Source organism: Kineosphaera limosa NBRC 100340 (assembly GCF_000298215.1).
GTDB classification, from domain to species: domain Bacteria; phylum Actinomycetota; class Actinomycetes; order Actinomycetales; family Dermatophilaceae; genus Kineosphaera; species Kineosphaera limosa.
On sequence record NZ_BAHD01000031.1, the window covers coordinates 12,478 to 37,215 of the forward strand.

General features: G+C 69.7%; 28 protein-coding genes. 8 read left to right on the forward strand and 20 right to left on the reverse strand.

Annotated features, from left to right (window positions below; all coding sequences use genetic code 11):
• Window positions 1-12 precede the first annotated feature (12 nt).
• The 4 genes from KILIM_RS10115 to KILIM_RS10130 all read right to left on the reverse strand — a co-directional run bounded on the left by KILIM_RS10115 (window position 13) and on the right by KILIM_RS10130 (window position 3,171).
• The gene (locus KILIM_RS10115; RefSeq protein ID WP_006592572.1) at window positions 13-426 is read right to left on the reverse strand and encodes a type II toxin-antitoxin system VapC family toxin; all 414 of its coding nucleotides are present in this window, start codon (window positions 424-426) and stop codon (window positions 13-15) included.
• Complete coding sequence (locus KILIM_RS10120) at window positions 423-662, reverse strand: type II toxin-antitoxin system Phd/YefM family antitoxin (RefSeq protein WP_006592573.1); 240 nt, start codon at window positions 660-662, stop codon at window positions 423-425. Before KILIM_RS10120 ends, KILIM_RS10115 begins: the two co-directional genes overlap by 4 nt.
• A 67-nt stretch (window positions 663-729) precedes the next feature.
• Entirely contained in the window at window positions 730-2,649 is a 1,920-nt protein-coding gene (gene typA / locus KILIM_RS10125; protein ID WP_006592574.1) for a translational GTPase TypA, read from the reverse strand.
• Between the two features lie 45 nt (window positions 2,650-2,694).
• A complete protein-coding gene (locus tag KILIM_RS10130; protein WP_255247636.1) occupies window positions 2,695-3,171 on the reverse strand; it encodes a (deoxy)nucleoside triphosphate pyrophosphohydrolase in 477 nt (158 codons plus the stop codon).
• Window positions 3,172-3,315: 144 nt separating this feature from the next.
• On the opposite strand from KILIM_RS10130, the gene KILIM_RS10135 reads away from it, so the two are divergent.
• The gene (locus KILIM_RS10135) at window positions 3,316-3,747 is read left to right on the forward strand and encodes a CBS domain-containing protein (RefSeq protein WP_040562919.1); all 432 of its coding nucleotides are present in this window, start codon (window positions 3,316-3,318) and stop codon (window positions 3,745-3,747) included.
• Between the two features lie 99 nt (window positions 3,748-3,846).
• Here the strand turns inward: KILIM_RS10135 and KILIM_RS10140 are convergent, their stop codons facing one another.
• Genes KILIM_RS10140 through KILIM_RS10155 form a run of 4 tightly spaced genes read right to left on the reverse strand, consistent with a single transcriptional unit; the run spans window position 3,847 to window position 7,757 of the window.
• A complete protein-coding gene (locus KILIM_RS10140; RefSeq protein WP_006592577.1) occupies window positions 3,847-4,497 on the reverse strand; it encodes a response regulator transcription factor in 651 nt (216 codons plus the stop codon).
• Window positions 4,494-5,786 (reverse strand): sensor histidine kinase, encoded by a 1,293-nt coding sequence (locus KILIM_RS10145; protein ID WP_006592578.1) that lies wholly within the window; start codon window positions 5,784-5,786, stop codon window positions 4,494-4,496. The genes KILIM_RS10140 and KILIM_RS10145 overlap by 4 nt, the downstream gene beginning before the upstream one ends.
• Window positions 5,787-5,811: 25 nt before the next feature.
• On the reverse strand, window positions 5,812-6,690 hold the full coding sequence (locus KILIM_RS10150; RefSeq protein WP_006592579.1) for an ABC transporter permease: 879 nt from the start codon (window positions 6,688-6,690) through the stop codon (window positions 5,812-5,814).
• A gap of 35 nt (window positions 6,691-6,725) precedes the next feature.
• Window positions 6,726-7,757 (reverse strand): ABC transporter ATP-binding protein, encoded by a 1,032-nt coding sequence (locus tag KILIM_RS10155; RefSeq protein WP_006592580.1) that lies wholly within the window; start codon window positions 7,755-7,757, stop codon window positions 6,726-6,728.
• 281 nt (window positions 7,758-8,038) lie between these two features.
• Here KILIM_RS10155 and KILIM_RS10160 point away from each other — a divergent pair, with 281 nt between their 5' ends.
• The 3 genes from KILIM_RS10160 to KILIM_RS10170 all read left to right on the forward strand — a co-directional run bounded on the left by KILIM_RS10160 (window position 8,039) and on the right by KILIM_RS10170 (window position 10,966).
• Window positions 8,039-9,253 (forward strand): pyridoxal phosphate-dependent aminotransferase, encoded by a 1,215-nt coding sequence (locus KILIM_RS10160; protein ID WP_006592581.1) that lies wholly within the window; start codon window positions 8,039-8,041, stop codon window positions 9,251-9,253.
• A 245-nt stretch (window positions 9,254-9,498) separates the two neighbouring features.
• Window positions 9,499-10,119 carry a type 1 glutamine amidotransferase gene (locus KILIM_RS10165; protein WP_051988734.1) on the forward strand — a complete coding sequence of 207 codons (621 nt, stop codon included), beginning with the start codon at window positions 9,499-9,501 and terminating at the stop codon, window positions 10,117-10,119.
• A complete protein-coding gene (locus KILIM_RS10170) occupies window positions 10,082-10,966 on the forward strand; it encodes an alpha/beta hydrolase family protein (protein WP_006592583.1) in 885 nt (294 codons plus the stop codon). Before KILIM_RS10165 ends, KILIM_RS10170 begins: the two co-directional genes overlap by 38 nt.
• A 56-nt stretch (window positions 10,967-11,022) precedes the next feature.
• Here KILIM_RS10170 and KILIM_RS10175 read toward each other — a convergent pair whose 3' ends face one another.
• The 6 genes from KILIM_RS10175 to KILIM_RS10200 form a co-directional block, all read right to left on the reverse strand.
• Complete coding sequence (locus tag KILIM_RS10175) at window positions 11,023-12,270, reverse strand: kynureninase (RefSeq protein WP_006592584.1); 1,248 nt, start codon at window positions 12,268-12,270, stop codon at window positions 11,023-11,025.
• Entirely contained in the window at window positions 12,267-13,121 is an 855-nt protein-coding gene (kynA, locus tag KILIM_RS10180; RefSeq protein ID WP_006592585.1) for a tryptophan 2,3-dioxygenase, read from the reverse strand. The genes KILIM_RS10175 and kynA overlap by 4 nt, the downstream gene beginning before the upstream one ends.
• A 47-nt stretch (window positions 13,122-13,168) precedes the next feature.
• Complete coding sequence (locus KILIM_RS10185) at window positions 13,169-14,785, reverse strand: glutamate synthase-related protein (protein WP_006592586.1); 1,617 nt, start codon at window positions 14,783-14,785, stop codon at window positions 13,169-13,171.
• A 123-nt stretch (window positions 14,786-14,908) separates the two neighbouring features.
• A complete protein-coding gene (locus KILIM_RS10190; RefSeq protein WP_006592587.1) occupies window positions 14,909-15,418 on the reverse strand; it encodes a DUF3817 domain-containing protein in 510 nt (169 codons plus the stop codon).
• A gap of 110 nt (window positions 15,419-15,528) precedes the next feature.
• Window positions 15,529-17,298 (reverse strand): heparinase II/III domain-containing protein, encoded by a 1,770-nt coding sequence (locus KILIM_RS10195; RefSeq protein ID WP_083876060.1) that lies wholly within the window; start codon window positions 17,296-17,298, stop codon window positions 15,529-15,531.
• A 286-nt stretch (window positions 17,299-17,584) separates the two neighbouring features.
• The gene (locus tag KILIM_RS10200) at window positions 17,585-18,697 is read right to left on the reverse strand and encodes an acyltransferase family protein (protein WP_157551631.1); all 1,113 of its coding nucleotides are present in this window, start codon (window positions 18,695-18,697) and stop codon (window positions 17,585-17,587) included.
• 93 nt (window positions 18,698-18,790) lie between these two features.
• Here KILIM_RS10200 and KILIM_RS10205 point away from each other — a divergent pair, with 93 nt between their 5' ends.
• Window positions 18,791-19,069: a type II toxin-antitoxin system Phd/YefM family antitoxin gene (locus KILIM_RS10205; RefSeq protein ID WP_006592590.1), complete on the forward strand. Its 279-nt coding sequence runs from the start codon at window positions 18,791-18,793 to the stop codon at window positions 19,067-19,069.
• A gap of 3 nt (window positions 19,070-19,072) precedes the next feature.
• On the forward strand, window positions 19,073-19,471 hold the full coding sequence (locus tag KILIM_RS10210; RefSeq protein WP_006592591.1) for a type II toxin-antitoxin system VapC family toxin: 399 nt from the start codon (window positions 19,073-19,075) through the stop codon (window positions 19,469-19,471).
• Here the strand turns inward: KILIM_RS10210 and KILIM_RS10215 are convergent.
• The gene (locus KILIM_RS10215; RefSeq protein ID WP_040562921.1) at window positions 19,468-19,857 is read right to left on the reverse strand and encodes a hypothetical protein; all 390 of its coding nucleotides are present in this window, start codon (window positions 19,855-19,857) and stop codon (window positions 19,468-19,470) included. The genes KILIM_RS10210 and KILIM_RS10215 overlap by 4 nt on opposite strands.
• 273 nt (window positions 19,858-20,130) lie before the next feature.
• Here KILIM_RS10215 and KILIM_RS10220 point away from each other — a divergent pair, with 273 nt between their 5' ends.
• Both KILIM_RS10220 and KILIM_RS10225 read left to right on the forward strand, forming a co-directional pair.
• Window positions 20,131-20,418 carry a helix-turn-helix domain-containing protein gene (locus tag KILIM_RS10220; RefSeq protein ID WP_006592593.1) on the forward strand — a complete coding sequence of 96 codons (288 nt, stop codon included), beginning with the start codon at window positions 20,131-20,133 and terminating at the stop codon, window positions 20,416-20,418.
• Window positions 20,415-21,647, forward strand: coding sequence for a type II toxin-antitoxin system HipA family toxin (locus KILIM_RS10225; protein WP_006592594.1), 1,233 nt, complete (start codon window positions 20,415-20,417; stop codon window positions 21,645-21,647). Before KILIM_RS10220 ends, KILIM_RS10225 begins: the two co-directional genes overlap by 4 nt.
• Window positions 21,648-21,703: 56 nt before the next feature.
• Here KILIM_RS10225 and vapB read toward each other — a convergent pair whose 3' ends face one another.
• The 5 genes from vapB to KILIM_RS22295 all read right to left on the reverse strand — a co-directional run bounded on the left by vapB (window position 21,704) and on the right by KILIM_RS22295 (window position 24,692).
• A complete protein-coding gene (gene vapB / locus KILIM_RS25555) occupies window positions 21,704-21,925 on the reverse strand; it encodes a type II toxin-antitoxin system VapB family antitoxin (protein ID WP_444542770.1) in 222 nt (73 codons plus the stop codon).
• A 152-nt stretch (window positions 21,926-22,077) separates the two neighbouring features.
• Window positions 22,078-22,908 carry an SDR family oxidoreductase gene (locus tag KILIM_RS10230; protein WP_006592595.1) on the reverse strand — a complete coding sequence of 277 codons (831 nt, stop codon included), beginning with the start codon at window positions 22,906-22,908 and terminating at the stop codon, window positions 22,078-22,080.
• Between the two features lie 37 nt (window positions 22,909-22,945).
• Window positions 22,946-23,647 (reverse strand): Uma2 family endonuclease, encoded by a 702-nt coding sequence (locus KILIM_RS22290; protein ID WP_006592596.1) that lies wholly within the window; start codon window positions 23,645-23,647, stop codon window positions 22,946-22,948.
• Between the two features lie 212 nt (window positions 23,648-23,859).
• Complete coding sequence (locus KILIM_RS23980) at window positions 23,860-24,237, reverse strand: hypothetical protein (RefSeq protein WP_006592597.1); 378 nt, start codon at window positions 24,235-24,237, stop codon at window positions 23,860-23,862.
• Window positions 24,237-24,692, reverse strand: coding sequence for a hypothetical protein (locus KILIM_RS22295; protein WP_006592598.1), 456 nt, complete (start codon window positions 24,690-24,692; stop codon window positions 24,237-24,239). Before KILIM_RS22295 ends, KILIM_RS23980 begins: the two co-directional genes overlap by 1 nt.
• Window positions 24,693-24,738: the final 46 nt, after the last annotated feature.

The following is a 24,738-nucleotide window of genomic DNA, read 5'->3' on the forward strand; positions in this document are numbered from 1 at the left end:
GATGGGTACGAATCAGCGGTCCCAGGGATTGACGACCGGGACCCCCATGGGAAGGAAGTCCGCAACATTCCGGGTGGCCACGATCAGGCCATGCACGAGCGCGGTGGCAGCAATCAGCGCGTCCCGCTCGGGTTGCGGATCGGGAACATGGAGCCCTCCCGCCCGTCGAGCGATTGTCACATCGATGGGCAGAAGGCGCTCGGCGTACCCCGAGAGCACGCTGTCTTCCAGCCAGGCGCGCAGTACCCGCCCCTGAGGTTCGTCGTGCCGCTCCACCAGCCGGACCCCCGCCTCCAGCTCGCGGATCGTGACCACGCTGAGGTAGGCGTCCCGCCGCCGGAGGGCCGAACCCCACGCCACCACGGCCTTATCCGCCGCGGGTCGTCGCAACTCGCTGACGACGTTCGTGTCCAGCAGAAACGTCACAGCTGAGGCACCTGACCGAGATCCCGAGCCACGACCGGCTCGAACTCGACGTCCACGTCGATGACCAACGAGTCGCGGACCGAGCCGCCACCGTCGCTGAGCCGCTCGTACTCGTCGTAGTCCATGACGACGATGGTCGGCCGGCCGCGATCGGTGACGATGACAGGCCCCTCCTTGGCCATCGCTTTGACAGCCGAGGGCGACTGATTGAACGTGCGGGCGCTGACGACAGACATGGCGACCACCTCCGCCCCTATAGTACTACGTACCTACTTTCCCGAGCGCGGGCCTCCAAACCAACACTCAGCCGTCTTTGCGGGCCTCGGAGCGGGCTCGGGCGGCGGTGCGGGCGCGGACCGTGGCGTCGAGCTCGGCCTTGCGGATGCGCACGGCCTCGGGGGTGACCTCGACGCACTCGTCCTCGCGGCAGAACTCCAGGCTCTGCTCGAGGCTCAGCTTGCGCGGCGGCACGACCTTCTCGAAGTTGTCGGCGGAGGAGGCGCGCACGTTGGTGAGCTTCTTCTCCTTCGTGATGTTGACGTCCATGTCGTCGGCGCGGGAGTTCTCGCCGACGATCATGCCCTCATAGACCTCGGTCGTCGGCTCGACGAAGAGGGCGCCGCGCTCCTGCAGGTTGACCATCGCGTAGGCGGTGACGACGCCGGCTCGGTCGGAGACCAGGGAGCCGGACTGCCGCGTCGAGATCGTGCCGAACCACGGCTCGTAGTTCTCGAAGACGTGGTGCGCGATGCCCGCGCCGCGCGTCTCGGTGAGGAACTCGGTGCGGAAGCCGATGAGCCCGCGGGAGGGCACGAGGAACTCCATCCGAACCCAGCCGGTGCCGTGGTTCGTCATCTGCTCCATGCGGCCCTTGCGCGCCGCCATGAGCTGGGTGATCGTGCCGAGGAACTCCTCGGGGGTGTCGATGGTGAGGCGCTCGACCGGCTCATGGATCTTGCCGTCGACCTCACGCGTGACGACCTGCGGCTTGCCGACGGTCAGCTCGAAGCCCTCGCGGCGCATCTGCTCGACGAGGATCGCCAGCGCGAGCTCGCCGCGCCCCTGCACCTCCCAGGCGTCGGGGCGCTCGGTGGGCAGGATCCGCAGCGAGACGTTGCCGACGAGTTCGCGGTCGAGGCGGTCCTTGACGAGACGCGCGGTCACCTTGCCCCCACGGACGCGGCCGACGAGCGGGGAGGTGTTCGTGCCGATCGTCATCGAGATCGCGGGCTCGTCGACCTTGATGAGCGGCAGCGGCACCGGGTTCTCCAGGTCGGCGAGGGTCTCACCGATGGTGATGTCGGAGATGCCCGCGATGGCGATGATGTCTCCGGGGCCGGCCTTCTCGGCCGGCTTGCGCTCCAGGCCCTCGGTGACGAGCAGCTCGGTGATCTTCACCGGCTTCTGGCTGCCGTCGTGGCGGCACCACATGACCTGCTGACCCTTGCGAATCTCGCCGTTGAAGACGCGCAGCAGCGCGAGGCGGCCGAGGAAGTTGCTCGAGTCGAGGTTGGTGACGTGGGCCTGCAGGGGCGCGCCGGCCGTGTAGGTCGGGGCCGGGATCGTCTCCATGATCGTCTTGAACAGCGGCTCGAGGTCGGGGCTGTCCGGCAGCGTGCCGTCGGCAGGGCGCTCCAGCGACGCGCGGCCCGCTTTGGCCGAGGCGTAGACGATGGGGAACTCGATCTGGTGCTCGTCGGCGTCCAGGTCCATGAAGAGCTCGTAGACCTCGTCGACGACCTCGGCGATCCGGGAGTCGGGGCGGTCGACCTTGTTGATGCACAGGACGACCGGCATCTTCGCGGCGAGCGCCTTACGCAGCACGAAGCGGGTCTGCGGCAGCGGCCCCTCGGAGGCGTCGACGAGGAGGACGACGCCGTCGACCATCGACAGGCCGCGCTCGACCTCGCCGCCGAAGTCGGCGTGGCCGGGCGTGTCGATGATGTTGATCGTCACGCCGCCGGCGAAGTCGGTCGCGGACGGGCCGTTGTAGTGGATCGCGGTGTTCTTCGCGAGGATCGTGATGCCCTTTTCGCGTTCGAGGTCCCCGGAGTCCATCGCGCGTTCGTCGACGTGCTGGTGCTCGCCGAAGGCGCCCCCCTGCCAGAGCATCTTGTCGACGAGGGTGGTCTTGCCGTGGTCGACGTGGGCGACGATGGCGACGTTACGGACATCGCCGCGGATCGCGCTGGCATCCGTGGGCGCGGAATTCTGCAGAGGCATGATGCAAATCCTCTCACCCCGCGCCAGGTGCCTCGCACCCGTGCGTTACCAGTCGGCGGCGATCGCGTCGACGATCGGCACGTCTCCCTCCAGCCACGGCACGTCGTGCAGGGTGCCCTTCGTCAGCCAGCGCACCTCGTCGTGCTCGTCCAGCGCCTGCGGCTCACCGTCGGCGATCTGGGCCATCCACACGGCGATCCGGTGTCGCGGTGAGAGTTGCCAACGCAGATCGGGCAGCGGCCCGGCCACGATCGGCCCGAGCTCGATCCGTACCCCGATCTCTTCGGCGATCTCGCGGTGCAGCGCCTCCTGCCACGACTCCCCCGGCTCGACCTTGCCGCCGGGCAGCTCCCAGAAGCCGGCCAACGCCGGCGGCTCGGTGCGGCGGGCGGCGAGCAGCCGCTGGGGGGCGTCCAGGTCGTCGACGATCGCCACTCCGACGACGTCGACGGCCTGGGGCCGGGGGCCGTCGTCGTCGGCGGTGGGCTGGTCGGGCTCATCGGCAGGCAGCGTTGGCGGCACGGCCCCAGTCTGCGGCACCCGCGGCGTGCTGCGGCGCCCGCCCCGCGCGGGAAACCAGCACGTAGGGAACTACGGCAGGTAACAACCCAGGACGAAACGCCGCTACTTCTGCCATCCGGGCGCGCGCTCGACTACCGTTCTGACATGAAGATCGCCGACGTTATGCGCAGCCGGGGTACCACCGACGTCGTCACGGTGTCCCCCGACCAGACCGTCACCGACCTCTTGGCCGTGCTGGCCGAACACCGCATCGGTGCGGTGATCGTCAGTGCGGACGGTTCGACCATCGACGGCATCGCCAGCGAACGCGACATCGTCCGTCGCCTGCACGATCGCGGCGCGGAGGTACTCCAGGCCCCGGTCAGCGAGATCATGACCACCAAGGTGCACACCTGCACCGACGACGACCAGATCGAGGCGGTGGCCCACCTCATGACCCAGCAGCGGGTGCGGCACCTGCCGGTGGTGCGCGAGACCACGCTGTACTCCATCGTGTCCATCGGTGACGTCGTCAAGTTCCGCATCGAGCAGTTGCAGGCCGAGCGCGACCACCTCGTCGAGTACATCCAGCAGTAAGCCCGCTCCACCAACGTCCGCCGCGGAGTTCGAGTCGGTCCCCGTTCGTCGGTCAGCGCCCCCGTCGTGTCACGGCGGGGGCTTTGACGTGAGTCCGCCTCAGATCCAGCCGTTGTCGCGGGCGATACGGGCCGCCTCGCGCCGGTCCCCCGCGCCGACCTTGGCGGTGGCCGCGGACAGGTAGTTGCGCACGGTGCCATTGGAGAGGTTGGCGCGACGGGCGATCTCCTCGATGCCGGCGCCCTGGGCGGCTAGTTCGAGCACGTCGGCCTCCCGGGCGGACAGGGGGCTGGCCCCGGCGGCAATGGCATCGGCCGCCAATTGCGGATCGACGTAGCGTTCGCCGCGATGGGCGGCGTGCACCGCCTGCGCCAGGCTCTGCGCGGAGGCGGTCTTCGGCAAGAACCCGCGCACCCCCGCCTCCAACGCCCGCCGCAGGTAGCCCGGGCGGCCGTGGCTCGTGACGATGAGGCAGGCGACCTCGGGCGCCTCGCGCGCCAGCGCGATCGCCGTCTCGATGCCGTCCTGGCCGGGCATCTGCAGATCCAACAACGCGACATCGGGGCGGTGCGCCCGGGCCATCGCCACCGCCTCCGGGCCGGAGGCCGCCTGGGCCACGACGTGCAGGTCGTCGCGCAGGTCGAGCAGCGTGGCCAGGGCGTCGCGAAAGAGCGTCTCGTCGTCGGCGATGAGAATCCGGATGGGCACGGCCGCCTGCTCGCCCGTCTGGTCACCCACGTGCTCGCTCACTGGTGCTCCTCGAGAGTCGATGGCTCGACGGTCGGTAGGTGGGCTCGGACGACGAACCGACCGTCCTCTGGGCCGGCACTCAAGCGGCCGCCGACAGCCTCGATCCGTTCGGCCAATCCGGTCAACCCGTGGCCGCGTCGCTCCTCCGCCTCGCCCCGGGCGGCGTGGGGCCGATCGTTCGCCAGCACGACGACGACCTCTCCCGCGACCGTATCGGAGGCAGTGCGGTCGGGCGCCGTTGTGCGGAGCGTGACCTCGCGGGAATCGCTGTGCCGCAACACATTCGTGGTTCCCTCCCGGATGAACCACCCCAGCGCCGCGGTCGCCGGCTGCCCGAGCCGCGCGACGAGGGGTTCCAGATCGTCACTACGCAGCGTGACGCCGGCGGAACGCAACAGCGACCGGGCCCCCGCCAGCTCGGTGGTCGGATCGACGGTGCGGTAGCCGCGCACCAGCCCGCGCATGTCCGCCAGGGCCTCGTCGGCGAGCGAGTGCACGGCGAGCATCTGCTCGACGGCCCGCGGGTCGCCGCGGCGGGCGAGCTCGGCCGCGAGCTGGCTCTTGACGCCGATCGCGGACAGGGCCCGCCCGGTGACATCGTGCAGGTCACGACCGAAGCGCAAGCGCTCCTCCGCGACGGCGAGCCGGGCCTGCGCCACCCGCGAGTCGTGCAGCTGTCGCACGACGTCCAGGGTCCACGCCGTGCACAACCCGCAGGCGGCGCCGCCCCAGCCCAGGGCGGTGGCGGCGACCCCCACGACGACCGCCGACGGCATCGACACACCGAACAGCAAGGCCGTCGTCGTGACGAGGGCTCCAGCCAGCAGCCCGATGCCGGTCCACACGCGCGCCCTGACGACCAGGCCCACGACGAGCAACGCGTTGAAGCTCACCCAGGTGGGCACCGGCAGGGCGCCACCGGGGGCGGGCAGGTCGCGCACCGACAGTGCGCCGACGACCATCGTCGCCACGGTGAGCGCGGCATACCCGATCCACCAACCCCGGCCGAGCCTGCTGCGGCCGAGGCGCCGACCCCCGACCGCGCGGCCGCGGAAGATCAGGGAGTGGGTCAGCCACACGGTCGCCACCACATGCAGTCCCAACGCCGCGGCGACCAGCGCAAGCAGTTCGCCGTGCGCCGGCAGCCGGACCGCGCCGCTGAACAGCCCCATGAACGCGAAGAACACGATGATGAAGTAGACCGAGCCGGCGGTGTACCACTCGAAGCGCCGCAGCTGTCGCTCACTGGCGCGGATCGCCTGCTCCTCGCGCTGCAGTGATTCGTCCATCACTCCATCCTCACCGATGCGGGCCTCAGGACCGGCTTTCCCAGCGCAGGGTGCGTCGCGACACCCACCAGCCGATGACGGTCCAGCCGAGCAGCACGGCGCACTCCACGGCGACCTCTCGGGCCAACGCCAGGCCGGTGAGGGTCTCACCGAGCACGGTCTGCCCGGTCATGCCCAAGTGCGTCAGTTCGACGACCGGCGTCATCGGCGCGAAGTGCGCGACGCTCTGCATGGCCTCCGGCATCATCGCCAGCGGCAGCGAGATGCCCGAGAGCAGCAGCGGCACGAGGATCATCGGCAACGTGGTGATCTGGGCGTGCTCGACGCTCTTGGTCGGGCCGGTGCTGGCGACGGCCAGCGACACCCACGCCAGCGAGCCGAGCACGGCGGCCAGCCCGATGAGGGCCATCTGCGGCCGGGCGGGCACGTCGAGCCACAGGACTGCGGCCAGCGCCGCGGCCCCGGTCTGCGCGATGGTGATGAGAACGAACGGGGCGGCGATCCCCGCGACGATGACTCCGTCTCCGGCTTCACCCGAGCGCAGCCGCTTGAGCAGCAGCGACTCGCGCCGCGCCACGAAGCTTGTCACAAGCGTGTAGTACACGACGAAGAGCAGCGCGGTCCCCAGCACGAGCATCGGCGCAAGCGCCCCGAACGAGATTCCGGTGAAGCCCCCGATGCCGGCGAAGAAGAACACCATGAGCGCCGGTAGGGCGAAGCAGTTCAGCAGCGCCACCTTGTTGTTCAGCAACTGCCCCCATTCGGCGCGGGCCAGCGCGTAAACCTGCCGCAGGCGCGGGGCCGGGTCGGGCGTCTGCGTACGCGGCGCGACGCTGATGCCGGCGGCGGAGCGGTCGAGGTCGGAGTTGTCGGTGTGGGCGGGCGAAGCAGTGCGGGAGGTCATGTCGGGTCCTTTCGCGAGGGTGGTCGGCGGCGGGTTCACGCGGCGTCGCGCAGGGTGATCGGGTCGCCGCCGCCGGCGATGCGTAGAAACACCTGCTCCAGGCTGGCGGCGCGCGCCTGCAGGCGCGGCAATTCGACGCCGTCGGCCCAGGTCAACACGCGGGCCAGGGTGTCTTGTAGGAGGTCGGTCTCGATCCGCACGCGCCCACCGCGGCGGGCGACGCGCGCGCCGGGCAGGTCGGGTAGCGCGGGCAGCTCGGCGGCGGCGGAGCCCGGCGCAATCTCGAACTCGATGGCCGCCGGTTCGTCGGCGACGACCTCGTCGAGCGTGCCGGTCCGCACGATCCGACCCTCGTGCATGATGGCGATCCGGTCGGCGAGGCGCTCGGCCTCCTCCAGGTAGTGCGTGGTCAGCACGACGCAGGTGCCGGACTCCAGCAACTGGGTCAGCAGCGACCAGGTGGCGCTGCGGCTCTCGGGGTCCAGACCGGTCGTCGGCTCGTCGAGAAAGAGCACGCGCGGGCGGCCGAGCACGGCCATGGCCAGGTCGAGCCGGCGGCGCTCGCCGCCGGAGAGGTTCTGCACCTCAACGCGGCGCCGGTGCGCCAGGCCGACGAGTTCGAGGGCTTCGTCGACGGGCATGGGAGCCGCCATCGTCCCGGCCCACAGCTGGCCGGCCTGGCGCACCGTCGTGCCGGAGGCGAATCCCGCCTCCTGCAGCATGATGCCGATGCTGGGACGCACCTTCCGGCGCTGGGTGTAGGGGTCGAGCCCGAGCACCTGGACCTGCCCGGCGCTGGGGCGGGCCAGACCCTCGAGCACCTCGAGAGTGGAGGTCTTGCCGGCACCGTTGGTGCCCAGCAGGGCGAACATCTCGCCGGCGCGGGCGTGCAGATCGACGCCGCGGACGGCCTCGAAGGCCCCGCTGCCGCGCCCGTAGCGCCGGCGCAGTCCGCGGCAGCGCACCGGAACACCCGGGTCGAGCCTCAGTTCAGTGCCGGGCTCGCCGTGCGCGCTCGGGTCGGTCGTCGGATCGGCGGTGGTCGCGTGCTGCTGCTGGAGTGCCATGTCTCCACCATCGCCGCCCAGCAGGGTCGCGCAGCGTGCACCGTGTCACGGGTCGATGTGACAACGTCACAAACGCCGAAAAGGGCCGCGGCCCGATCGGCCACAGCCCTTGCTCCCCACACCGTTGTTGGGGATAAGGCGGGCGGCGGCCCCTCCTCCGCCGCCCGCCGCGTTCCCTATCGACGCAGGTGGGGGCAACACAAGGAGATTTCTTGGGCAACGGCGCGCCGCTCTCGCGGAGTCGCGAAAATCCGCATGACTGTGGGTGCGACGATGGTGACATGCGTGCCATCACCCAGTCCACCAAGCTTGCCGACGTCCACTATGCGATCCGCGGACCGGTACCTGCTGCAGCCAAGCAGATGGAGGACGAGGGTCACCGCATCCTCAAGCTCAACATCGGCAACCCGGCGCCGTTCGGGTTCGACGCCCCCGACGAGATCCTCGTCGACCTCAAGGCGCAGCTGGCGACCGCACAGGGCTACTCCGACTCCAAGGGCATTCCCTCGGCGCGGCGCGCGGTGGTGCAGCACTACGAGCAGCGGGGCTTCGTCAACCTCGATGTCGAGGAGGTGTGGCTGGGCAACGGGGTCAGCGAGCTCATCACGATGTCGATGCAGGCCCTGCTGAACAACGGCGACGAGGTACTCATCCCCTCCCCCGACTATCCGTTGTGGACGGCGTCGGTGTCGCTGGCCGGTGGCCGACCGGTGCACTACCGGTGCGACGAGCAGTCCGACTGGGCCCCCGATCTGGACGACATCCGCGCGAAGGTCACCGACAAAACTCGGGCGATCGTCGTCATCAACCCGAACAACCCGACGGGCGCGGTGTACCCGCGGGAGGTGCTCGAGGGCATCGCGCAGATCGCCCGCGAGCACGACCTGCTGCTGCTGGCCGACGAGATCTACGACAAGATCCTGTACGACGACGCGGTGCACGTGCATCTGGCGGCGGTGGCACCCGACTTGCTGTGCCTGACGTACAACGGGCTGTCGAAGGCGTATCGAGTCGCGGGATTCCGCGCCGGGTGGCTCGTCGTCTCCGGCCCCAAGGAGCATGCCCGTTCCTTTTTGGACGGCGTCTCGATGCTGGCGAACATGCGGCTGTGCGCCAATCACCCGGCCCAGCACGTCATCGCCACGGCGTTGGGCGGCCGGCAGTCGATCCGCGAGTTGATCCTGCCCGGTGGGCGGCTGCTGGCCCAGCGGGACGCGGCGGTCGAGATGCTCAATCAGATCCCCGGGGTCAGCACGACGACGCCCAAGGGCGCGCTGTACGTCTTCCCGCGGATCGACCCGCGGGTGTACCCGATCGACGATGACGAACGGTTCGCGCTGGATTTGCTGCGGGAGGAGAAGGTGCTGGTCGTGCAGGGCACGGGCCTCAACTGGCCGACGCCGGACCACTTCCGCATCGTCACGCTGCCTTACGTCGAGGTGCTCGAGGACGCGATCGGGCGGATCGAGCGGTTTCTGTCGCGGCGGCGCGTCTGACGAAGAGGTCGAAGTCCACTGCGACGCTTGATCCTTCATTAAGTTACGAATCCTGAGCAAGTTAGCCGCCGGCGTCGCGGCGGCGCCGGCACCCGGATCCGTTAGCGTCTGCGGGTGCCTCAAGCCGTCCTGACGATCCAACATCAGGACATCTGCCCGCCCGGGCGCCTGTCGCAATGGGCGCAGGCCACGGGCGTCGAGCTCGACGTGCGCCGCCCCTACGCAGGGACCTTCTGCCGGAGTCCTTGGCCGGCCACGGTGGCCTCGTCGTGCTCGGCGGCACCATGGGCGCCTACGACGCCGGGCATTACCCGTGGTTGCTGCCCACCCAGCGGCTCATCGCCGAAGCCGTCGTGCAGGAAACACCCTTTCTCGGTCTGTGTCTGGGGCATCAGTTGGCCGCGGTGGCCCTCGGCGGATCCGTCACCCTGCGACCGCAGGGCCCGAGCCGGGGCCTGGTACCGATGACCGGGACCGAGCAGCTGGCCGACGACCCGCTCTTTCGCGGCATGCCGAGGCAGGGACCGACGGTCGCGTTCAACGCCGACGTGGTCGACACCCTGCCGCGCGGCGCGGTGGTGTTGGGGCGAGATCCGTTCGGACATCCCCACCTCGTGCGCTACGCCCCGCGGGCGTGGGGTGCGCAATTTCACCCCGAAGTGACTTCCGCCATGTTCGCGGCATGGGCAAGGATGAAGGCGGTATCCGAGGCGGAGGCCGAAGAGGCCGCCGCGATGATCACAGAGGTCTCGACGGCGCTACCGCGGATCGACACCCTGTGGCAGACGACGATGCGCTCGTTCTTTCGCCAGGTGAGGGGGCCGGGTCATGAGCATGGTGGGCATGGAGACCGAGGCGAGACGTGAGGACGCCGCCCTCGAACGGCTGGTGAACCAGGCCGGGCCGCCCGGCCGCACGGTGAGCTACGGCCCGGAGGCCGATCAGTGCGTCGAGCTGTTCGACGCTCTGACCGACGCGGGCGCGGCCGCCAGGGACGGCTGGTTGGTCGTCGTGCACGGCGGCTTTTTCCGGCCCACCATCGACCGGGTGCACACGCGGGCCCAGGCCCGGGCGTTGGCACTCAGCGGCTACTCGGTGGTCCTGGCGGAATACCGTCGGGAGCCCGGACACCCGGAGAAGTCCCTCGACGATCTCGTGGCCCTCGACGCCGCGCTGCCGCAGTTGCTGACCGACCACACCGCCGCGCGCGCCGCTGACCACACAGCGGCTCGCGCCGACCGGCAGCCTCTCGACGCAGGTGCCGCGCCGCGGGTCGCGGGGTGGGTCGGGCATTCGGCCGGGGGTGCGCTGGTGTTGTGGCGCGCGTTGACGGCCGACCTGCCGCCGGTGCGGGCCGTCGCGCTGGCTCCGTTGAGCAACCTCACGGAGGCGCTGCGTCGGGGCCTGGGCGACGGCGCGGTCCGCACGTGGCTCGGCGGCGCACCCGCGAGCCCGACGTCCGCCGAGGCGGCGGCTCCCGAGCACATCGATCCCGCGGCGTTGGCGGCACACGCGGGGCCGGAGCGCCTGGCCGACATCCTCATCGTGCACGGCATCGACGACGCCAGCGTGCCGGCGGACCTCGTCGAGGGCACGGCCATGGCCGGCGCCGTACGGCTCTTCCCCGCGGCCCACCACGTCGACCTCATCGATCCGCAGTCACGCTGGTGGCCGACGATGCTGGCCTCCATCGACGCCCACCTTCGCGGCTGAGTCCGGCGGGTCAGGAGGCGCGGACCTCGGGAGGCGGGGTCTCAGGAGGCGGGGTCTCAGGAGGCGTCGAGCAGTTCGGCGATGCGCGTGACCGCGAGCGCCGCCTCGGTGTAGCGGGTGCTCAGCGGCGCCAGGCCGAGGCGGATGGCGTCGGGCTCGCGGAAGTCGGGCACGATGTGCTCGCCCCAGAGCGTGGCGACGACCTGCCGAAACCTGTCGTGCCCCAGGCTCACGTGGCTGCCGCGCCGATCGGCCTCCCGCACCGTGCCCAGACGCACGCCGCGCGGCGCGAGCACGTCGTCGTAGGCCTCGATAGTGAACTCGGTCAACGCCACCGACTTGGCGCGGATGGCGGCGAGCCCGGCCCTTTCGGCGAGATCGACGGTGTCGGCGATGCCGGCCATCCCCAGGATCGCCGGCGTGCCCGAAATGAAGGACCGGATGCCGGGTGCGGGCACATGCTCGGGGCCCATGACGAACGGTTGCGCGTGCCCCATCCACCCCTGGATCGGCTGCCGCATGCCGGCCTCGAGATGCCGTCGGGCGACGTAGGCGAAGGCGGGCGCGCCGGGGCCGCCGTTGAGAAACTTGTAGCTGCAGCCGACGGCCAGGTCGACCTGGTTCGCGTCGAGGTCGGCGGCCACGACTCCGGCCGAGTGGCACAGGTCCCACAACACCAGGGCACCGGCGTCGTGGGCAATCTGCGTGATGGCCGGCAGGTCGGCCAGCCACGCGGACTTGTACGCCACCTGGCTCAACACCACGAGGGCAGTCCGCTCATCGACGACCGCGGCCACCTCCTCCGGTCGAACGCCGGCGGCGGGGTCGGGGTGCAGCCAGTCGAGCTCCAGGCCCAGCTCGGCGGCGATGCCAGCGACGACGTAGCGGTCGGTGGGGAAGTTCTCGCTGTCCAGCACGATGCGGGTGCGGCCGGCGGGGGCGGCGGACATGGCGGCGCGCACGAGCTTGTAGAGCAACACGGTGGTGGAGTCGGCGACGACCGTCTGGCCGGGCGCGGCACCGAGCAGCACCCGCCCGATCCGGTCACCGAGGCGGGTGGGCAGGTCCATCCACTGCTCGTCCCACGAGCGGATGAGGCGGGTGCCCCAGTCGTGCGCGACGACGTGCTCGAGCCGGGCGGCAGTGGCACGCAGGGGTCGGCCCAGGGAGTTGCCGTCGAGGTAGGCACGCACCACCTGGGCGCCCTCCCCGGCGGGCACGAACGCGTCGGCGCACCAGGCCAGCGGGTCGGCCTCGTCCAGAGCCGCCGCCCGCGTGAGCAGGCTGCGGTCTCCGGCGCTCACTGCCCGATCCTCGTGCGCACGGCGAACAGCTCGGGGAAGAACGTGAGGTCGAGGGCTCGCTGCAGAAAGCCGGTGCCGCTGGATCCGCCGGTGCCGGTCTTGGTGCCGATGGTGCGGGTCACGGTTTTCAGGTGCCGGAAGCGCCAGAGCTGGAAGTTGTCTTCGAGGTCGACCAGCTCCTCGCAGGCCTCGTAGACATCCCAGTGCCGCTCGGCGTCGGCGTAGATGGAGACGAAGACCTCGGTGAGCTCGTCGTCGGCGGTGTGCGCGCGAGTGACGTCGCGGTCGAGCACGCGCTGCGGGATCGCGTGCCCGCGCCGGGCCAGGCAGCGCAGAAACTCGTCGTACAGGCTCGGGGCGTGCAGCACTTCGGTGAGCACCGCGTGCGCGCCCGGATCGGCCTCATGCACCGGCAGCATGCCCGCGTGCTTGTTGCCGAGGGCGAACTCGACGGCCCGGTACTGCCAGGACTGGAAGCCGGAGGCGTGCCCGAGAAAGCCGCGGAACTGCGCGTACTCGGTGGGGGTCAGGGTTGCCAGCACCGACCACTGGTCGGTCAAGGTGCGTTGGATGTGTTTGACGCGGGCGATGCGCTTGAGGGCGATCCGCATCTCGTCGCCCGCCAGCAGGCTCATCGCCGAGCGCGTCTCGTGCAGCATGAGTTTGAGCCAGAGCTCGGAGGTCTGGTGGGCGATGATGAACAGCATCTCGTCGTGATGCTCGGGGTCGCTCACCGGCCGTTGCGCGTCCAGCAGCGTGTCGAGGGCGAGGTAGCCCCCGTAGCTCATCTCGTTGCGGAAGTCGGTGTGGATGCCGCCCTCGATGTCGCGGCTGTTCAGCTGGCTCACCATGCCACTATCCCCCGTGGTCGTCGTGTGTGTCGGCGGTCACCGGGCGGCTAGGGCCGCGAGTCGCCGGCGAAGTGAATGCCCGCGAGATCGGCCATGTTGCGGTCCCAGGCCGTGAGGTCGTGCGGCTCGAAGTCGGCGAGCCGCCGGTGCCCGCAGGCGCGGGCCAACACCTGCATGAGCTCCACCGACGCGGTCAGGAATCGAGCCAGGCGTTGCGAGGCCTCGTCCACCGGCAGTCGGGCGCGGAGCCGAGGTTGCTGAGTGGCGATGCCGACCGGGCAGTGATCCGTGTGGCAGGCCCGCATCGTCAGGCAGCCGATCGCCTGGATCGCGGCGTTGGACAAGGCGACCGCGTCGGCGCCCAACGCCAGCGCCTTGGTGAAGTCAGCGGGGGTGCGCAAACCGCCCGTGATGACCAGCGTCACGTTCGGAACGTTCATGCGGTCCAGGTGGCGGCGCGCTCGGGCGAGCGCCGGGATCGTGGGCACCGAGATGTTGTTGCGGAACAGCAGCGGTGCGGCGCCCGTGCCGCCGCCACGCCCGTCGAGGATCACGTAGTCGACCCCGATCTCGAGGGCCGCGTCCAGATCCGCCTCGATGTGCTGCGCCGACAGTTTGACTCCGATGGGGATGCCGCCGGTCACCTCGCGGACCTCCTGCGCCACGCGCGCGAAGTCGGCCGGTCGGGTGAGGTCGGCGAACCGGGCGGGCGAGATGGCGTCTTGGCCCTCGGCCAATTCGCGAACCTCGGCGATCTTCCCCACGACCTTGTGGCCGGGCAGGTGGCCACCCGTACCGGTCTTCGCGGCCTGGCCCAACTTGAAGTGGAACGCCTGACACCCGGCGACCTTGTCGAGTGAGAAACCGAACCTCGCGGACGCCAGTTCGTAGAAGTACCGGGAGTTCTCCGCCTGCTCCTCGGGCAGCATTCCGCCTTCCCCGGAGCAGATGCCGGTGCCGGCGCGTTCGGCCCCGCGGGCCAGCGCTGTCTTCGCTTCGGCGGACAGGGCGCCGAAGCTCATATCCGAGACGAACAGGGGGATGTCGAGCTGTAGGGGCCGCCCGGCCCCCGGCCCGATGATCGTCTGCGTGTCAACCGGCTCGTCGTCGAGCAAGGGCGCACGGTGCAACTGGGCCGTGGTGATCTGGATGTTCTCCCAGGCCGGTAGCTGGGGTCCGGGGACGCCCATCGCCTCGACGGGGCCGTGATGGCCCGTGCGCTCCAGGCCCTCCGCGGCCAGCCGGGCGATCTCCGCGCGGTGCGGTTCGTCCTCAGTTCCCTTGGTGTCGGCATAGAGGCCCTGGTACCTGTCCCGACGATAGGGCTGCGGGTTGCCTTCAGCCCATCGGGCGACCTCCGCGCTGTCCACCCACACCTGCCCGTCGTCGACGAACGAGGTGAACGGTTGCAGGTCGGAGCCGCGGTACTTGACGTTGACGCCGGTTCGAGCGTCGTAGGTCGAGCCATGCAGGCCGCAGACCAGGCGCCCCTTGTCGACGCGACCGTCGGAGAGCAGCGCCCCGCGGTGCTGGCAGCGGCCGTACATCACCGTCACTTCGTCGCCTGGATGTCGCAACACCACGAGGTCGACGCCCGCGACCAAGGCGTACGCCGGCCGCTCGGGCTCCAGTTCGACGAAGTTGGCCACAGCTACCGGGGTCATCGTGGGCTCGCCTTCACACAGTGGGCTCGGAATTGCTTCGGCGTTCAACATCCTGGCAAATGGCTCGGGGCGTCGGGCGATTTACCAGCACTGCAGTTCGAGCGTGCCGGCACGCCGGCACCCTCAGGAGAACCATTGCGTGGGCGGACCGGCCAGGAGCAACGCGGAGAAGACGGCGACGATCGTCAGCCCGGCGACGAGGGCGGCGGGCAACGGGTGCCGCACGGACTCGGCGACCACCTTCTCGACCGGCCCACGTCCGGGCTCGTCGCGCAGCCGCCACCGCTGGCCGAGGAGGCCGCGGCGCAGCGCCGACCGCTCGAACGGCACCGTGGCGTAAGGGATGACGGCGCTGGCCAGCCCCATGAGCAGGTCGCGCACCGACCAGCGTTGGTCGACGGCGACGAGCACCGTGACGAGGCAGAAGCACAGGAACGCGAACCCGTGCAGGCTGCCGCCGATCCGCACTCCCAGGTCACCCAGATCGCCGAGTTGCAGCACGTACTTGCCGATCATCCCGAGGATGAGCAGGGTCCAGGTGACCATTTCGGCGAAGGCGACGACAGCGAAGAGGCGGGCCGGATTGCCCTGCGTCGATCGCGTGTCGTCGGTGCTGCTCGAATACGTCGTCATCGTTCGCTTTCCTGCGCAATCGGGTACGGGCGGTGCCCCATCCTTTCAGCCGCGCGCGACCGCCCAGGCTCCTTTGTCGGTCAGCGCGAGTCAGCCCGCGGTCGACGCGGTCAGCGAACGGTGAACGTGGTGCGGACGGTGCCGCCGTTCCAGCGGACCTTCACCTGCCAGGCGGCCACGCGCTGTTGCGGGCCGGGGTAGTTCCAGCCGGCAACGGGCCGGGTGGAGCCGCGCACGGCGGAGGCGAGGGCTCCGGTGGTGTCGATCCGCAGGCTGCGGCCGTCGGGGTGGCGGAAGATCGCGATCTTGGCGCCCCCGCGCGCGGAGACGAGTTGCCAGGCGGGGTCGAGGTTCCAGATCTGGTGACCGGCCTGCCCGGCCGGGAAGGCGTCGGCGACGATGAGGGTCTTGCTGGGGTGGTCGACGTCGACGGAGCGGGAATGGTTCACCCCGTAGACGCGGTCCGTGAGCATGTAGCGGTGGCGGGTGGAGCGCAGCGTGGCGGAGTGCAGGCGTGCGCTCTGGCGCACGTCGAGCTGGCGACCGACGGGGATCGCGACGTTCGCCGACTCGGGGCTGCGCTGGTAGGCCGCGAAGGGATTGGTGCGTTCGTAGCTGAAGTATCCAGAGCCCACGAGCACGCGCGCGCCAGCGGTGCTCCACGTCACCGACGTCTTGTCATGGTGCCCGTGGGCGCGCAGCCGGGGGCCGTAGCGCACGGTGTAGTAGCTGGTGTTCGGGTCCTTCCACGACCAGCGACCGACGATGAGGCCGCCGGCGTCGTCCCGGAACGCGGTCTCGGTGCGGCCGGTGGCCACGCGCCCGGGGGCCTTGGTGGCGTCGCCGATCTGCACGATCTTGCCGTCGGGCTCGGTGAGCCATTCGGCGACGTGGTAGGCGCGGGCGACCGCCGCGCGGATGGGCGCGATGGCGGGATCGCCCGGGTGCACCGCCTCCAGGGTACGGGCGGCGTCGTTCCATAGCGTGGCGTTGATGGCCTGGTACTGGGAGGACTGCTCGTAGCTGGTGCCGCGGCTGGTGAACGCGAGCCCGGACTCGCTGCGCAGGCGAGCGCTGGCTCGCTGAACCCAGTCGGGCCGGTCGACGAGGGTGCCGGCGTCGACGACGCGCAGATTGGCCATGAGTCCGTGGTTGTGCACCGCGTGATACGGCGGGCCGTAGTAGCGCGGCCCGAACTGCACGTTGACCTCTTTGGCCATGAGGGCGGGCAGGCGCGAGTCACCGGTCATGCGGTAGAGGCAGTTGAGAGTCTCGAGTCGACGCAGCGACCCGCCCTCGTCCCAGCCGAGCGTCGACTTTCCGGTGTCGGGGTTGTCGACGTAAAAACGCGCCACCTGCTGCAGCAGCGCCTCGACCGAGACCTTCTGATCGTCGGCCTGGGCGCGGCGCACCAGCGGCCCGACCCAGCGCAGACTCCAGAAGTAGAGCCGCCACGTCGGGTCCTTGACGGGCGGGTTCTGCCAGAACTGCTTGTTGATACCGCCGACGCGGAACGCTGCCGCGGGGGGCAGCTGCGCGAGGATCGGGCGCCCGTCGACGACCGGTTGTTCGGCCATGGCCGCGCAGGGACGCGCGGCCGACGGGGGCGACGGGGGCGACGGCGTCGGAGCGGGGGAAGGCGCCGGTGTGCCGGCAGCCCGGAGGCGATCGTTGGGGACGATCGTCGGGGCACCGCCGTCGGGGGCGAGCGCGGAGTCTTGGGTGAGCGCGAAGTCTTGGGCGTCGAGGTCCGGCGGCACCTGAAAGACGTTCGGCCTGGGGGTGGGTTCTGGTGCGGCACCGGCCTGCCCGGCGCCGACGCCGGTGAGTCCGAGGCTCGCGAGCAGGGTCACCGCTAGCGCCGACGTGATTCTCTTCATGGCAGGCGGCCCCCAACGGGCATGTGGCGACAAGGAATTCGCAGTGCCCTTCGGCCGGGGCGGGCCGTTGTTGAGCGCGCTCCACGGATTCGCCCGATTCGCCCGGATGTGTTACCGGGCCCCCCTTGGGCCGAGGCCCCACCCCCGGCGGGCTCGGCGGAAGGAGCAACACTCCGCCCGCTGCACCTAGCAACCAACCGCAGGCACCCCTAAGCCACCCCGCGCGCCGGGCACAACGAGCAACATGCCGCCCGCTGCACCTAGCGCTCCTGGGGCCCCGGGGGGCTCAGCTCCGGGGTCGCTCGACTCGGCCGACGAGCGCGACGAAGGCGGCCAGCACGGCCGCAGGTGCCAGCAGCCACAGCGGTCGTTGGGCCCACCAGGCGGCGGTCGGCGCATCGATGAGCACCCCGCCAAGCGCCTCGAAACCCCAAATGACCACGAGCAGCGCGCTCATGTGCCACAGGAAGATCGTCATGGCGGTGGCGTTGACGGCGACGACCGGCCGCCACCATCGGTCGCGGCGCAGCGCCCGGTCGAGCGCAGGCGTGGCCAGGGCGAGCAGTCCGAGCTGGAAGACCGCGAGCGCGGCGACGGTCGCGTTGGTGGGCAGCAGGTTCGAGCCGTCGGTATCGATGGTCGCGACCAGCGGGCGGGGGTAGCCGCCGGGGCCGGTCAGGAGCAGGAGGGCGGCGAGCCCGACGGCCGCGATCCCCAGCCGCACGGGCAGTGACCGGCGGCCGAGGTCCCAGGAGCGCCAGGCGTACCCGAGCTGGTGCACGAACACCCAGACGAGCGGCGCGATCGCCCACAGCACCCACGACCATCCGGTCGTCACGTCCAACACAGTGCCGGCGGCGACGAGCCCGGCCAGCAGGGCCAGGGTGGCGACCGGATGCCGTTGGTGGGCGGTCGCGGTCAGCGGCGCGGCGGTGATGAGCAGGGCGTAGACGGCGAGAAACCACAACGGGGTGAGGTAGCCGGGAAACCACTGCCAGATCCAGCGGTGCTCCCCCGGCAGGGCTGCGGCCAGGAGTTCGGTCGTGATCCAGACTCCGGCCCACACTGCAGTGGGCCGGGCGAGGCGGCGCAGTCGACGCCCCACGAACCTCCGGGCGCCCTCGGCGCCCTCGTGGGCGCGGGCCCAGCCGAGCCCGTTGACGTAGCCACCGACGAGGAAGAACACGGTCATCACCTGGAAGACCCACGTGATGACCCACCCGCCGGGCACGACGTGCAGCGGGTTGGCCATGGCCAGGGCGCCGCTCTCGGTGCGGAACGTCACCGACACCGTCCAGTGCCAGAGCACGACAACGACGATGGAGAACGCGCGGGCGGCGTCGACGACCCGGTCACGGTCGTCCGGAGTCGACTCGGCGATCCGACCCAGCGACGTCATGTCCCGAGCCAACCGCACGCCCCCTGCCCGGCACAATCGCAGCCTGCCTGCACCGTATCGCCGATGTCTGACATAAGTAGTACCTTGGGTGATATGGGCACGATCACCAAGCGGGAGCTCAATCAACGCACGGCTGCCGTGCTTGCCCTGGTCACCGACGCGGACGAACTCGTCATCACCGAGCGAGGGACCCCGCGCTGGCGGATCACCACATTCCGCGACCAGGAGGCAACTCTCGCGCGACTTGAGCGCGAGGGGCGCTACGCCCCGCCGTCCACGACGCCGACACCCTGGCCGATGGAGCCAGGTGGACCTGCGTACACCGAGGCAGAAGCGGACGCCTTGCTTGCCGAAATGCGCGGCGAGCACTGACCCGTGACCGGATCGCTCGTCTACCTCGACACCTCGGTCGCGCTCCGCACGATTCTGGACGTCCCCGAACGCGAACGCCTCCAGGCCTGGACGCAGTCGCCGGGGCTGACCCTCGTCTCTTCCCGGCTGCTGCGCACGGAAGCGATCCGGGTGCTGCGGCGCGACAACAGGCCGCCCAGCGATGCGAAGCCACTGTTGGAGCGGGTCGGCCTGCTCGATATGACCCGCGAAACGCACGCCGTTGCCGAATCCATCGAGCGCCACATCAAGACGCTCGACGCCTTGCATCTCGCGACCGCGCTCCTCATCGGTGATCCGGTGCCCGTCGCCACTCACGACGCCACGATGAAGGCGGTGGCTCGCGGCCTCGGACTCTCCGTCACCGACCCCGTCGAACGTTAACCACCAGCGCCGCGCGGGCTCGCTGCGGGCTTCATGCCGAACCGCGACACCGCCGCGAAGAACGCCCAGGTGACGAGCGCGCCGACGGCACCGTAGTGGGCATCGGCCAGATCCAAGGTGTTCCAGAGCGTGAGCAGTCCCTCGTAGAGGTAATTGGCCGCCAGCACAATGAGTGTGAACGCGGTGATCTCGCGGAGTCGCGCGCCGTAGAGCAGGCGCACCATCGCGTAAATGAGAACAAGCCCGCACGAGAGCACCAGATTCGAAGCGTGGTCATAGAACCCCGGCACCGCCGCCTCCAGGCCCGCGATTCTTGAGTCGGGACTCGTGTACCCCATCGCAATTACGGCGGCTACCGCGAAGATCAGGAAATAGCCCACAAACACCCACGGACGAAATGCCCGAGAGGAGCGATCACCTCTCATCAATCCCCCACGCCGAAGTCCCCCAGTGTCGCCATCACGCACACGGAATCTTAACCCGCGGCCGCAAAGCGCCCAACGACACACAGGGAGCCGGCGGCGAGGTGCTGACTACCGTGGCGGGGCACGAGGGTCGCGACCCGATTGGTCGGACCACGCATCGATCCTTCCGTTATGGCTAGTTTCATCTCCATTAGAGCACCCTTTGACTGCTAGCATCGTCATAACGGAGGCAGCATGGTTGGCTACAAGATCGACCGGCAACTGGCCGAGTTCGGCGCGCACGTTCGGGGTTGGCGTATGGTCTTGGGCCTCACGGCCCAGCAGGTCGCCGAGCGCGCCAGCATCACACGCGACACGCTGCGTAAGGTCGAGACCGGCGACCCGAGCGTTGGCTTCGGCAACGTCGCCCAGGTGCTTCGCGCGCTGGGCACACTGGATCGGGTTGTCGACTCGATCGACCCGCTCAACAGCGACATCGGCCGTCTGAGGGCGGCCAAGCTCGCGAAGAAGCGTGCACGATGACCACCGTTGAGGTACTGGTCGACGAGGCGGGGCACACCCGCCTGGTGGGCCAGGCTCATGTCACCCGTACGCGTGGCGAGGTCTCGACGACGTTCCTTTACGACGCGGGCTATCTCAGCGGCGACGGCATGGCCATCGATCCGGCGTTCCCGCTGGCCGCCGGTTCCCAGCATCAGAGCGGGCTGGTCCGCGCCTTTTCCGACAGCGCCCCCGACCGCTGGGGCCGAAACCTCATCGAGAAGGCCGAGCGGATCCGCGCCCGCCAGGAGGGCAGCGCTCCCCGCCACCTCGACGACCTCGACTTCCTTCTGGGAGTCAGCGACAACACGCGCCAGGGCGCCCTGCGCTTTCGCCTGCCCGGGCGTGAGGAGTTCCTCGGTAGCCCCTCAACAGTGCCGCGGCTCGTCTCGCTGCCGGAGCTGTTGCGAGCCGCCGACGACGTGGCTTCAGACGACGATCCAGCCGCGGCCGTCAAGCGGCTTCTGGACACCGGGACCACGGGGCTGGGAGGTGCACGCCCGAAGGCGTCCGTGCGCTTGGATGACGGGAGCCTGGCGATCGCGAAGTTCCCGCACTCGAGCGACGATTGGGACGTCATGGCCTGGGAGGCGACCGCCCTAGGCCTGCTGGAGGGCGCGGGGATCCGCACGCCGCAGCATCGGCTGACGCGCGTGGGTCGGCGCAGTGTCCTGATTCTGAGGCGGTTTGACCGCACCCCATCTGGCGAGCGCATCGGCTATATCAGCGCCATGACCGCCACGGGCTCTGCCGACGGGCAACACCGTGACTACGCCGACATCGCTGAGGCGATACGCGACCACTCCCTGTCGCCGAGGCAGGACCACCACAAGCTGTTCGACCGTGTCGTGGTCAGCGTGGCCCTGGGCAACACCGATGATCACCTGCGCAACCACGGATTCCTCGCCGAGAGTGGCTCGTGGATCCTCAGCCCCGCCTTCGACGTGAACCCGAATCCGGATCGGTCGCGGCCCCGCTCGACCTCGATCATGGGAGCCGATGCGCTCCCCGATGAGGTCGAGGGCCTACGAGCCTTGGCGCAGGAGTGCAGCCTGACCGCCGACCAGGCAGCCGAGCGGATGCGCCGCGTCGCGAGCGCCCTGTTGGACTGGCGCGAGCAGGCCCGTCGACACCGCATCAGCGAGCACGAGATCGCCACGATGGCCGAGTCGATCGAGCCGCGCCTCCAGGCCGTCACCAAGGCCATCTGATCGGCGCTCGCCCGCCTGCATGCGGACATAGGCCGACTTGTCAACGAGCCAGCCCTTCACCGCCACGCGGCATCCATCACGGAGGGGTCATCCAGATCGCCGAACACGGCGGCGGAGCGGCTCCAGTCGCTGGCCGTGACGGTGACACCGACAGGCCGCAGAGCTTCCCCTTCTAGTCGGCGGCGCAGTAACTCGTTGCGAGACAAGCCGAGCGCCGCCGCCTCGGCGCCGCCGCCTCGGCGCCGCCGCCTCGGCGTCGATGCGTTCGACGGCCGCATCACTGAGCCCACGGATCAGAATGTTCGTCATGAGCCGCACCTCCACCTGTTGATATCACGATAGCAGCCGCAGGTTGTGTGCCGCCTGGGTCGCGCCGGCCGCGTGGGGCCGCACCTGTAGCGATGTCCGCCTCCGCGAGCCAGAGGCAACGTCACCCCTCGGAGTAGTCAGCGGATGCCGGGGCACGCCAGCGGGCGAAGCCACCTTCGGTGTTCAACACCTGGCCCGTCATCCAGCGGCCCTCGTCGCTGACCAGCCACTCGATGAGGCGCGCCGGGTCGTCTGGCTCGCCGACGCGGCCGAACGGAACCATGGGGGCCAGGTACCGGGCGAGTTCCGGTGTCATCCAGCCGGTGTCGACCGGTCCCGGATTCACCGTGTTGAGGGTGATCCCCGCGTCCGCCAACTGATCTGCCAAGGTCACCGTGATCCCGGCGAGGGCGGCCTTGGCGGCGGCGTAGGCGACCTCCCCGGGCAGGGGTCCCAGCTCTTGGCCAGAGGTCAGCAGCACGACGCGACCTCCCGGACGACCGTCGTGTTGGGCGGCGAACGCCTGCACGAGGAGCAGCGACGAGCGCGTGTTGACCGCCCAGTGGGCGTCGAGCATGTCGGCGGTGAGTTCGCCGAGGGCGCCGTCGCCACCAGATCGCGCGTGGTTGCAGACGAGGATGTCGATGTGGCCGAGCTCGCCGGCCGCGCGCTCCAGAACCTCTTCCGGCGCGCCCCCTATGGCGAGATCGACCGCCGCGTCGACCACCTTCTGATCCGGTCGAACGCAGATCTCCCGCAGTTCGGTCAGCAGTTCCCCGAGGTCGTCGGCGCCCCACGGCTGGTCGAGGTCATGCGGACGGTGGTGGGTGAGGAAGAGGTCCGCTCCGCGAGCGGCCAGCCGCGAAGCGACGGCGAACCCGATGCCCTTCCGGCGACTCACGCCCGTGATGACGGCCGCTCGCCCGCGCAATGACTGCTCGACGCTTGGCACACCCACTCCTGAAATCCGCCCCGCTGCCGGGGCATCCTTATCGCCCGAGCACCTTAGCCACGTCAACGGTCACTTTGACGAGTTCCTCATCCACCGGAACGAGGACGGCAGCCTCGGTACTCTCGCCGTAGACATCGGGCTTGGGGTAGGTGCCCGTCGTCGCGTCGAGCGTGTACACGAGCAGCGCTCGACGCTCGCGGTCGAGCACCCAATACATCGCGATCCCCATGAACGAATACGCATCGCGCTTGGGGCCCAGATCGGTGGCCCGGTTCGTCGAAGTGACCTCTATGACGAGGGTGGGCGCAACATCGTCGTCGGCCATCGGCACCAGCATGGCGTCCGGGCACAGCACGGAGGTTTCCGTACGCAGGTCATTGCCCGGCTGCGCCTCCCAGCCGAACTGCTCGAGGGCGGCGCTGATGACTCGAATGAGCCGACCGACAGCCCGCTGATGGTTGCGGTTCGGCGACGGCGACACGGACAACTCTCCTTGGATCAGCTCGTAACGACGGTGATCGCCGGCCAACTCAGCGGCCTGCGCCATCGCGTCGAAAGCCGTCACGGGCAGCTGCGTCCGCTGCGGCTGATAGGCCCGCAGCACCGCGACCGGACGCCCCTGGTCGGTGATGATCCGGTCATCCCCATCGTCATGAACCTCGTCGATAACCCGCCGCGTGTGCCGCGCAAGGTCCCGCATCCCGACCGCTACCCGTGGATCGACCGCCCCGATACTCATGCCTCAACGCTACCCACAGTGTCTGTCAAATGTCTGCCAGCAGGATGGCAGCGCGACGCGAGGTTCAATCGCGCGGCGGCTGGATGATCTGGAAGGCCCCGCCGAGGGAGTCCGCGACGGTCGCCACCCGGTCGAACGGTGAGTCCATCGGCCCGCCGACACCTTGCCGTCCCAGCTGGGACGGCGGGGGTTCTTGTCGACGCGACCCGACCTCAGCGATTGCGAGGCGCGCGTTTGCTCTTGGCCTCGGTCGCCCTTGGGTGACCTGCTGCTGCGAGCGTCAGCCAGACGACGCGCGACTCGGAATCAACGCAGTACCACAGGCGGGCACCTGCCGAGATGTCGTACTGCCACTGACTCATCTCGACGCCGCGGATTGCGCGTCGCCCCAGCGCGCCGCGCAACGGCTTCTGCACGTCGGTTCTGGTGGTCGGCGCCGTCCTCAGGCGTTCCTTGGCTTCTTGCGCGTTATCGGGGAACCGCTTTTCCAGCTCTGCGAACGCCAGCGACTCCTTGGTGGCGTATCGCAACTCCCACTGATCGCCTTTCGGAGGGGGTGGGAGTTGCTCCCCGCGCTTGGGCCGCGCCATCAAACAGGCTGGTCCAGCGGGTCTGGGACGCCCTCGAGGAGATTCGCGGCAAGCTCCGGGTCGGACCACACGTCGGCAGTGTTCCTCCAGTCCTCGATCAGCACCACCAGTGCCGTGAATCGGCCGACGGAGGCACATGCGCGAAGAGCTTCGGCGGCCTCCGTCACGAAGCTCGCGCGGTCGACCTCCGGCAGGAAGCCCACCCACGGCAACTCATCCAAAAGCCTGGTGACGTAGCTGCTCAGCAGCATCTCATCATGCACGAGAGCAGCAAGAGCGTTGGACAACAGGCGAGTTGCCTCAGACGTGGCCTCGGCGCGGCGGGCACTCTCAAGCACCCACGACGGTCTACCCCCGCGCTGTTCGAGCACCAAGGTGTCGTCGGTCCGCTCGGCCTCGACCAGATGCTGGTTGTAGTTCTGGATGAAGCGACTCATCGGCATCGTCTTCGCCATGCGACCATTCTACGCAACTACTTACGTAAGGCGAGCGGCCCGATGG

Coding starts and splice junctions, on each gene's coding strand:
- KILIM_RS10205 (WP_006592590.1), top strand. CDS start 18,791: ATGGGCACGATCACCAAGCGGGAGCTCAATCAACGCACGGCTGCCGTG.
- typA (WP_006592574.1), bottom strand. CDS start 2,649: ATGCCTCTGCAGAATTCCGCGCCCACGGATGCCAGCGCGATCCGCGGC.
- KILIM_RS23980 (WP_006592597.1), bottom strand. CDS start 24,237: ATGGCGCGGCCCAAGCGCGGGGAGCAACTCCCACCCCCTCCGAAAGGC.
- KILIM_RS10185 (WP_006592586.1), bottom strand. CDS start 14,785: ATGACCCCGGTAGCTGTGGCCAACTTCGTCGAACTGGAGCCCGAGCGG.
- KILIM_RS10120 (WP_006592573.1), bottom strand. CDS start 662: ATGTCTGTCGTCAGCGCCCGCACGTTCAATCAGTCGCCCTCGGCTGTC.
- KILIM_RS10155 (WP_006592580.1), bottom strand. CDS start 7,757: ATGGCACTCCAGCAGCAGCACGCGACCACCGCCGATCCGACGACCGAC.
- KILIM_RS22295 (WP_006592598.1), bottom strand. CDS start 24,692: ATGGCGAAGACGATGCCGATGAGTCGCTTCATCCAGAACTACAACCAG.
- KILIM_RS10220 (WP_006592593.1), top strand. CDS start 20,131: ATGGTTGGCTACAAGATCGACCGGCAACTGGCCGAGTTCGGCGCGCAC.
- KILIM_RS10200 (WP_157551631.1), bottom strand. CDS start 18,697: ATGACGTCGCTGGGTCGGATCGCCGAGTCGACTCCGGACGACCGTGAC.
- KILIM_RS10135 (WP_040562919.1), top strand. CDS start 3,316: ATGAAGATCGCCGACGTTATGCGCAGCCGGGGTACCACCGACGTCGTC.
- KILIM_RS10160 (WP_006592581.1), top strand. CDS start 8,039: ATGCGTGCCATCACCCAGTCCACCAAGCTTGCCGACGTCCACTATGCG.
- KILIM_RS22290 (WP_006592596.1), bottom strand. CDS start 23,647: ATGAGTATCGGGGCGGTCGATCCACGGGTAGCGGTCGGGATGCGGGAC.
- KILIM_RS10190 (WP_006592587.1), bottom strand. CDS start 15,418: ATGACGACGTATTCGAGCAGCACCGACGACACGCGATCGACGCAGGGC.
- kynA (WP_006592585.1), bottom strand. CDS start 13,121: ATGGTGAGCCAGCTGAACAGCCGCGACATCGAGGGCGGCATCCACACC.
- KILIM_RS10195 (WP_083876060.1), bottom strand. CDS start 17,298: ATGAAGAGAATCACGTCGGCGCTAGCGGTGACCCTGCTCGCGAGCCTC.
- KILIM_RS10170 (WP_006592583.1), top strand. CDS start 10,082: ATGAGCATGGTGGGCATGGAGACCGAGGCGAGACGTGAGGACGCCGCC.
- KILIM_RS10150 (WP_006592579.1), bottom strand. CDS start 6,690: ATGACCTCCCGCACTGCTTCGCCCGCCCACACCGACAACTCCGACCTC.
- KILIM_RS10145 (WP_006592578.1), bottom strand. CDS start 5,786: ATGGACGAATCACTGCAGCGCGAGGAGCAGGCGATCCGCGCCAGTGAG.
- vapB (WP_444542770.1), bottom strand. CDS start 21,925: ATGCGGCCGTCGAACGCATCGACGCCGAGGCGGCGGCGCCGAGGCGGC.
- KILIM_RS10225 (WP_006592594.1), top strand. CDS start 20,415: ATGACCACCGTTGAGGTACTGGTCGACGAGGCGGGGCACACCCGCCTG.